The organism is Sphingopyxis sp. (genome assembly GCF_036402335.1).
Classification (GTDB): domain Bacteria; phylum Pseudomonadota; class Alphaproteobacteria; order Sphingomonadales; family Sphingomonadaceae; genus Sphingopyxis.
Genome location: NZ_DASWTD010000561.1, coordinates 1 through 7946, shown reverse-complemented (window position 1 = coordinate 7946; position 7946 = coordinate 1). Strand labels below are relative to the sequence as shown.

The window sequence follows — 7946 nt, the reverse complement described above, 5'->3', positions numbered from 1 at the left end:
CGCCGAAATAATCGAGCGCGCGGGTCGGATTTTCCATATGGACCATTGCCGAACCAAGCGCCGCCTTGACCGCCCCGTCACGCGGGTTCGCCTGCTCGGCACGAACGAGGAAGCCGAGCGCAGCGCGATAATCCTCGAGGTCGATCGACGCGCGCCCGGCATCGAGCAACGCACCCGTGTCGCTGTTGTTCGCCGCGATGCGCGCGAGCGCCGACGACAGCAGGGTGCGCGCCGTCGTTCGCTTTTCCATCGCGGCACGGGTCGCCGCGTCGGGCGGCGTCGCCTGCATGGCATGAACCGGCGACAGGACGGCAGACACAAACAACAGCGCGCCGAACGCGCAGGCAATCCGCCGTGCGCGCGCCGGCTTCGCCGTCATTTTCGCTTGCCGCATCGGCAATTCATCCCGATTTCCGGCCCGTCGCACGTGACGGACGGCCGCTCGAAGCCCTGTTACTGGTTGTTCTGGCGTCCCAGGAACCGCGGGATATCGACCCCGTCGTCCTTGTCGCCGTCCTCCGCATCGGGCGCGGCAGCTCCGCGCGACAGACGCGACATGCGTTCGAACAACGTACCACCGCCAATCGCGCGTGCAGGCGATTCCGCGGCCGTTTCCGCAGCGGGCGCGGAGCGATATTCCGCCGGCGCCTCGGGTGCGTCCAGCACGAGTTCATCGGCCGTGTCATCGTAAGTCGCGGCGACGCGCGACAATTCCATCGGCTCCTCTTCGACAGCCGCGACCGGAGCTTCGGGCTCGACCGTACCGCCCAGCGAGAAGCCGGGGGCCGGATCATTGTCCTCGCGCGCGGGCTGCGTCGCCGCCAGCGGCTCTTCCCGAACCTCGGGCTCGACAACCTCTTCGGCCACCGGTGCGGGCGTTGCCGCGCGCGCCGGGGCGAAAGAGAAGCTGCGCGCTGCAGGCGATGCCTGCGCGGCGGTTTCGCCGTTGTTGTCGATGCCGGTGGCGACCACCGAAACGCGGATCTTGCCGTCAAGATTGTCGTTAAACGCGCTGCCCCAGATGATGTTGGCATCGGGATCGACCAGTTCGCGAATATGGTTCGCGGCCTCGTCGACTTCCATCAGGCGCATGTCCTCGCCGCCGGTGATCGAGATGATGACGCCCTTGGCGCCTGCCATCGACACGCCGTCGAGCAGCGGATTGGCGATCGCCTTTTGCGCGGCTTCGAGGGCACGGCCGTCGCCTTCGGCTTCGCCGGTGCCCATCATCGCCTTGCCCATCTCGCGCATCACGCTGCGCACGTCGGCAAAGTCGAGGTTGATGAGGCCGGGCATGACCATCAGATCGGTGATGCCGCGAACGCCCTGCTGAAGCACTTCGTCGGCCATGGTGAACGCTTCCTTGAAGGTCGTGTTCGGGTTGGCGACGAGGAAGAGATTCTGGTTCGGGATGACGATCAGCGTGTCGACATGATCCTGCAGCTCGGCGATACCCGAGTCCGCCGAACGCATGCGGCGCTGGCCTTCGAAGGTGAAGGGCTTGGTCACGACGCCGACGGTCAGGATGCCGCGGTCGCGCGCCGCCTTGGCGATGACGGGCGCCGCGCCGGTGCCGGTGCCGCCGCCCATGCCGGCGGCAACGAAGCACATATGCGCGCCGTTCAGCGCCTCTTCGACCTGTGCGATGCTTTCCTCGGCGGCCGCGCGGCCCACCTCGGGGCGCGAGCCCGCGCCCAGACCCTGGGTGATCTGCGTCCCCAGCTGGATGCGCCGTTCGGCCGGCGAAGCGTTCAACGCCTGCGCGTCGGTGTTGGCGACGATGAAATCGACCCCTTCGACGCGTGCCGCGATCATGTTTGCGATGGCATTGCCGCCCGCGCCGCCGACGCCGATCACCGCGATGCGCGGCTTCAGCTCGTCGACCTGCGGCGGGCCAATATTGATGCTCATCAATCAGTCTCCCTGCAGCGGCGAACCGGTGCCGCTTCCCTCACCATGCGACCCAGACGGACGGTGGTCCTGCCGTCCGGATTCCTGTTACCGCATTGCACTATTGTGACGCCGGAATCACCCAAAAAATTAACCCTTTTGGCCTCTCGGCCCCTAAAAACTGCTTTTCAACGCGGCCATCAACCGGTGAAGGATCGAAGTGCCGGCGGGCCGATAGACATCCTGGGACATCATGGGGAGGTCGCGAAGGTCCACCGGGTCCGACGCCGCATAGAGAACCAGACCCGCGAGCGTCGCGAAAGCCGGACCGCTGTGCGCATCGGGCAGGCCGTGCAAGCCGCGCGGTCGCCCGACGCGCGCGGCGCGGCCGAGCGCGCTCTGGGTATAGTCGGCGATGCCCTTGAGGTCGGCGCCGCCGCCGACAAGCACGACCTGACGGCCGATCGGGCCGACGAAATGCAGGTCTTTCAACGTCCTGCCGATCTCTCCCATCATCGCATCGAGACGCTGGCGGATCACCGATACGAGCTGCGCGCGCGTGATGCGCGGGGAATCGCTGCCCGATGGCGCGCCGGGCTCAAGCTCGATGATCTCGTTATTGTCGCGCGGAGAGGCCGACGCCGAACCGTAGAAGCTCTGGAGTCGCTGCGCCTGGCTGCGCCGGATGCCGAAGGCCGAGGCGATGTCGTCGGTGATGTCGCTCGCACCGAACGGCAGCGACACCATTTCGACGAGCATGCCGCCGGCATAGAGCGAGACGGTGGTCACCGCGGCGCCGAGTTCGACGAGCGCGACACCAAGGTCGCGCTCCTCATCCGAGAGACAGGCGAGCCCCGCGGCGATCGGCGAGGCAACGACGGCATTGACGTCGAGATGCGCCTGCCGCACCGCGGCCTCGAGGTTCCGCACCGGCGCCCCGTCGGCCATGATGATATGGATGTCGACGCCGAGCCGGTCGGCGTGGAGACCGATCGGATTCTTGACCCCGTTGAGGCCGTCGAGCGTGTAGAGCGCAGGCTGCGCGTGCAGGATCATCCGGCCTTCGGGATCGATGCCCGCGCGGCCCGCGGCGAGCAGATCGTCGATATCCTCCTGCTCGATCCGGTGGCCGCCGAGCTCGCTCTCGATCGGCGCGACATCGCTGAGCAGTCCGCCTGCCGAGAAGCTGACCCAGACGTCGTCGATGTTGAGGCCGGCGATGCGCTCGGCCTGCTCGATCGCCTCGCGCACGATATGTTCGGTCTGCTCCATGTCCGCGACATAGCCGCGCTGCACACCGCGGCTTTCGCGCTGGCCGGTGCCGAGGACGTGGAGCTGGCCGTCGGCGGTCTGCCCCGCGATCAGCGCACATACTTTCCACGACCCGACATCGAGCGCGGTGATGATCTTTTCGATGCGCGGTGGCGGCATGGCTTATCCCTTCTCCGCCGAGCTTGCTGCGGCGACAGCATCGACCGCCGCGCGCGCATCGTCGAGCCTGGCGGGTGCAACCTGCCCTTCGTGCGGCAGACGCAGCACGAAACGGTCGGGGTCGCGCATGTCGAAGCGCAAGATGCCGCGTCCGAGCAAGCGGTTGGCGCCGTCCATATGCGCGAATTTGGCGAGCGCGGCCTTCGCCTCGGCTTCGCCCTCGGGAAGCGACAGCGTCTCGCCGCTGCGGAAGCGGAGGTCCCAGCGGCGATTGCCGACCCAGGTCGCGCCGGCGAGCAGTTCCTTGAGGCTGCTCGCCTCGGCGAGCAGGCGGCCCAAGTCCTGCGAGCGCTGGTTCGCCTTCGGTCCGATGACAAGCGGCAGGTCGGGCATCGTCGCGACGGTCACGGGTTCGAGCACGACGCCCTTTTCGTCGATCAGCGACAGGCGGTTATTATGCTGCCAGATCGCCGCCGGCGTGCGCTCGACGATGTCGACGACCAGCGTGTCGGGCAGCCGCCGCGACACGCGCGCATCCTTGATCCAGCCATATTTCATCAGGTCGCCGCGTACATCCTCGAGGTCGACCGCCGCCATCGAACGGTCCTTTTGCGCGAGCGCGATGTCATAGACCTTGAGCCGGTCGATACGGTCGGCACCGACGACCTCGACCTTCCTGACCTGGAACCCCGCGCGGCCGACCGCCTGCGCATATTCCTCGTGAATCTTCGCGGTCACCCCGGTGGCATGCGCACCGATCGCGGCGACCGCGCACAGGCTGAGCCCGATCGTCCAGTTGGCGACCTTTTGCAGCCGCTGCGGGCTGATCGGCAGCGCGTTGATGATCGCGTTGAGGCGCGATTGCTGGATCTTGCGCCGCTTTTTCGGCGCGCGCGCGGGCCGCCTTGGCGGGGATTTCCCGCGTTTGATCTGTGTCTTGCTCATGACAACGCTTCCCCCACGATGCGTTCGACCAGTTCGGCATAATCCATGCCCACCGCACGACCCTGCTCGGGCACGAGGCTGAGCGGCGTCATCCCCGGCTGGGTATTGACCTCGAGCAGGAAGATGCCCGCGAGGCCATGTTCGTCGTCCCAGCGAAAGTCCGAGCGCGAAGCGCCTTTGCAGCCGAGCAGACGGTGCGATTGCAGCGCCAGATCCTTCATCCGCTGCGCGACGTCGGCGGGCACGTCGGCGGGGCAGACATGCTCGGTCAGCCCTTCGGTATATTTGGCGTCATAATCGTAAAAGCCCGTTTTGACGCGAAGCTCGGTGACGGCCAGCGGCGTGTCGGCCAGCACCGCGACGGTCAGCTCGCGCCCCTTGATGAAGGGTTCGGCGAGCAGCCGGTCGAATTCCTGCCAGGGCGCCACTGCTTCGCGCGCGATCGGGTTGCCGTAATTGCTGTCGTCCCTGACGATCGCAACGCCGACCGACGATCCTTCGTTGACGGGTTTGAGCACATAGGGGCGCGGCAGCGGGTCAACTGAAAACAGGCTTTCGCTGTCGACCATCGTCCCCGTCGGCATAGGGATTCCATGGGGCACGAGCGCCTGCTTCGTCAATTCCTTATCGATCGCGATCACCGAGGTAACCAGCCCGCTGTGGGTGTATTTGAGGCCCATCAGGTCGAGCATTCCCTGCACCGTCCCGTCCTCGCCCGGAACGCCGTGAAGCGCGTTGAACACGACATCGGGTTTCGTCTCGGCAAGCCGCTGTGCAACGTCGCGGTCCATGTCGATGCGCGTGACCTTGTGGCCCCGGCTTTCGAGCGCGTCCGCGACGCCGTTGCCGCTCATCAGCGATACTTCGCGTTCGGCGGACCAGCCGCCCATCAGGACGGCGACATGCCACGGACCCCGGCTCATTTTGCCACTCCCACGCGCTGAATCTCCCATTGCAGATCGACGCCGCTCTTCGCCTTCACCCGGCGGCGGACTTCCTCGCCGAGTGCCTCGATGTCGGCGCTTGTCGCCTCACCGGTGTTGATCAGGAAATTGGTGTGCTTCTCGCTGACCTGTGCGCCACCGACCGCGAAGCCACGGCAACCGGCCTCGTCGACCAATTGCCAGGCCTTGTGGCCGTCGGGATTCTTGAAGGTCGAGCCGCCGGTCTTCGAGCGCAGCGGTTGCGACGCTTCGCGGCTTGCCGAGATGCGGTCCATTTCGGCCTGAATGGCGGCAGGCTCGCCGGGACGGCCGCGGAAGGTCGCGCCGATCACGACCGCCCCATCGGGCAGCTCGCTGTGGCGATAGGTATAGCCGAGGTCGGCGAGCGGCAGCGTCCTCTGCTCGCCCGAGCGCAGCACGACGTCGCAGTCGATCAGTATATCCCTGACTTCACCGCCATAGGCGCCGCCGTTCATGCGCACGAAACCACCGACGGTGCCGGGGATCGAGCGCAGAAACTCCATGCCCGCGATCCCCGCGTCGCGTGCGGTTGAGGACACGAGGATACCCGAGGCCCCGCCGCCGCAACGCAGCGTCGTCGCGTCGATAGCCTCGACCTTGGCAAACGCCTTGCCGAGCCGGACGACGACGCCCGGGAAGCCGCCGTCGCGGACGATCAGGTTCGACCCGAGTCCGAGTGCCATCACGGGAATCGCCGGGTCGAGGCTTCGCAGAAAGTCGGCGAGATCGTCGGCGTCCTTGGGCTCGAACAGCCAGTCGGCCGGACCGCCCGACTTGAACCAGACGAGCGGCGCCAGCGGCGCCTTTGCGGTGAGCTTGCCGCGAACGGCCGGGAGAGTATCGACGGCGCTCATCCCGCCTCCACCGCCGCAGCCAATCCCGCCGCGATCTTGGTGATGTCGCCCGCGCCGAGGCAGATGATCATGTCGCCCGCGCCGAGGTCGCCCGCGGCGAGGCTCGCCGCGATGGCCGAAGCGAGCCCGCCAGCATCGGCAACGACATTCGCCTGACGATGGCCACGATCGCGGAGTCCTTCGGCCAGCGCGTCGGACGACACGCCTTCGATCGGGCTTTCGCCCGCGGCATAGACGGGAAGCGCGAGCACCATGTCGGCGTCGTTAAACGCCTGCTGGAAATCATCCATATGGTCGCGGAGCCGGGTAAATCGGTGCGGCTGGACGACGCCGACGACGCGCCCCGCCCCCGCGCCTTCGCGCGCCGCGGACAGGACGGCACGGATTTCGACCGGGTGGTGCGCATAATCGTCGATAACGGTGATGACACCGGCACCCACCGCGATCTCGCCGACCTTGGTGAAGCGGCGCTTCACCCCGGCGAAACCGTTGAACCCCGACACAATCTTGTCATCCGACACGCCCATGTGGAGCGCGACGGCAATCGCCGCGAGCGAGTTCTGGACATTGTGGCGCCCCGACATCGGCAGGTGGATGCCTTCGATCGTCCGGCTGTTGCCGTCACGGTCGCGCACGACGACGTCGAAGCGGTTGCCGTCGGCACCCGGGGTCACATTGGTACCGCGCACGTCGGCTTGGGCCGAGAAGCCATAGGTCACGATCCGCCGGTCGCGGATGCGCGGGATGATCGCCTGCACCTCGGGATGATCGAGGCAGAGCATCGCGGCGCCATAAAAGGGCACATTCTCGATAAACTCGACGAAAGCGTCCTTGATCGCGTCGAAGCTGCCATAATGATCGAGATGCTCGGGATCGATGTTGGTGACGACCGCGATCGTACCGTCGAGCCGCAGGAAGCTGCCGTCGCTCTCGTCGGCCTCGACCACCATCCAGTCGCTGGCACCGAGGCGCGCGTTCGAACCGTAATTGTTGATGATGCCGCCGTTGATCACCGTCGGGTCGATCCCGCCCGCGTCGAGCAGCGCGGCGACGAGGCTGGTCGTCGTCGTCTTGCCGTGCGTGCCGGCGATCGCGACGGTCGATTTGAGCCGCATCAGTTCGGCGAGCATTTCGGCGCGGCGGACAATCGGGATGCGGTGTGCGAGCGCGGCCTCGACCTCCGGATTGCCGCGCTTCACCGCGGTCGAGGTCACGACGACCGCGACCCCGTCGACATTCGATGCCTCGTGCCCGATCGCGACCTTGATCCCGCGCCGCCGGAGCCCCTCGACGACATAGCTGTCGGCAATATCGCTGCCCTGCACCTGATAGCCGAGATTGTGCATCACCTCGGCGATGCCCGACATGCCGATGCCGCCGATGCCGATGAAGTGGATGGTGCCGATATCGGTCGCAACGCCGCGCATCACTGATCTCCCGCGCGGGTGGCGGCAATGCCGCCCGCGACCGCCGCCGGACGCGACGGCGCGCCAACGCGGATCACGTCCATCATCGGCGGAGCGGCGAGCGATTCGACAAGATCTGCAAGGTCGCGCGTCGCATCGGGCAAGCCGCAACTTGCCGCGCGTTCGGCGGCGTCCTCGAGCGCGCCGGGTTCGAGCGCCATGCGCTGGATATGCTTCGCCACCTCGGCAGGCGTGAAGGCGGGCTGCTGAAACGCGATTGCCCCGCCCGCCTCGACCAGATCGACGACATTCCAGGTCTGGTGGTCGTCCATCGCGTCCGGGTAGGGCACGAAGATCGCCGGGCGGCCGGCGCAGGCGAGCTCGGCGACGGTCGAGGCGCCGGCACGCGCGATGACGAGATGCGCCCAGCGCAGCCGTTCCGGAAAATCCTTGAT

7 protein-coding genes and 1 pseudogene are annotated in these 7946 nt (G+C 66.9%); all 8 read right to left on the bottom strand.

Annotated elements, in window-relative coordinates; all coding sequences use genetic code 11:
• Nucleotides 1-379, bottom strand: a pseudogene (locus VGD20_RS18295) (SPOR domain-containing protein); the annotation flags it as partial.
• A 74-nt stretch (nt 380-453) separates the two neighbouring features.
• The gene (gene ftsZ, locus VGD20_RS18290; protein WP_331135807.1) at nt 454-1911 is read right to left on the bottom strand and encodes a cell division protein FtsZ; all 1458 of its coding nucleotides are present in this window, start codon (nt 1909-1911) and stop codon (nt 454-456) included.
• Nucleotides 1912-2064: 153 nt separating this feature from the next.
• Nucleotides 2065-3321: a cell division protein FtsA gene (ftsA, locus tag VGD20_RS18285; protein WP_331135806.1), complete on the bottom strand. Its 1257-nt coding sequence runs from the start codon at nt 3319-3321 to the stop codon at nt 2065-2067.
• Nucleotides 3322-3324: 3 nt separating this feature from the next.
• Nucleotides 3325-4266, bottom strand: a complete 942-nt coding sequence (locus VGD20_RS18280; protein ID WP_331135805.1) for a cell division protein FtsQ/DivIB — start codon at nt 4264-4266, stop codon at nt 3325-3327.
• Entirely contained in the window at nt 4263-5189 is a 927-nt protein-coding gene (locus VGD20_RS18275; protein WP_331135804.1) for a D-alanine--D-alanine ligase, read from the bottom strand. Before VGD20_RS18275 ends, VGD20_RS18280 begins: the two co-directional genes overlap by 4 nt.
• On the bottom strand, nt 5186-6085 hold the full coding sequence (gene murB / locus VGD20_RS18270) for a UDP-N-acetylmuramate dehydrogenase (protein ID WP_331135803.1): 900 nt from the start codon (nt 6083-6085) through the stop codon (nt 5186-5188). Before murB ends, VGD20_RS18275 begins: the two co-directional genes overlap by 4 nt.
• Nucleotides 6082-7512, bottom strand: a complete 1431-nt coding sequence (gene murC, locus VGD20_RS18265) for a UDP-N-acetylmuramate--L-alanine ligase (RefSeq protein ID WP_331135802.1) — start codon at nt 7510-7512, stop codon at nt 6082-6084. Before murC ends, murB begins: the two co-directional genes overlap by 4 nt.
• Nucleotides 7512-7946, bottom strand: a 435-nt coding sequence (locus VGD20_RS18260) for a UDP-N-acetylglucosamine--N-acetylmuramyl-(pentapeptide) pyrophosphoryl-undecaprenol N-acetylglucosamine transferase (protein WP_331135801.1), incomplete at its 5' end; no start/stop codon positions are given. The genes VGD20_RS18260 and murC, both read right to left, overlap by 1 nt.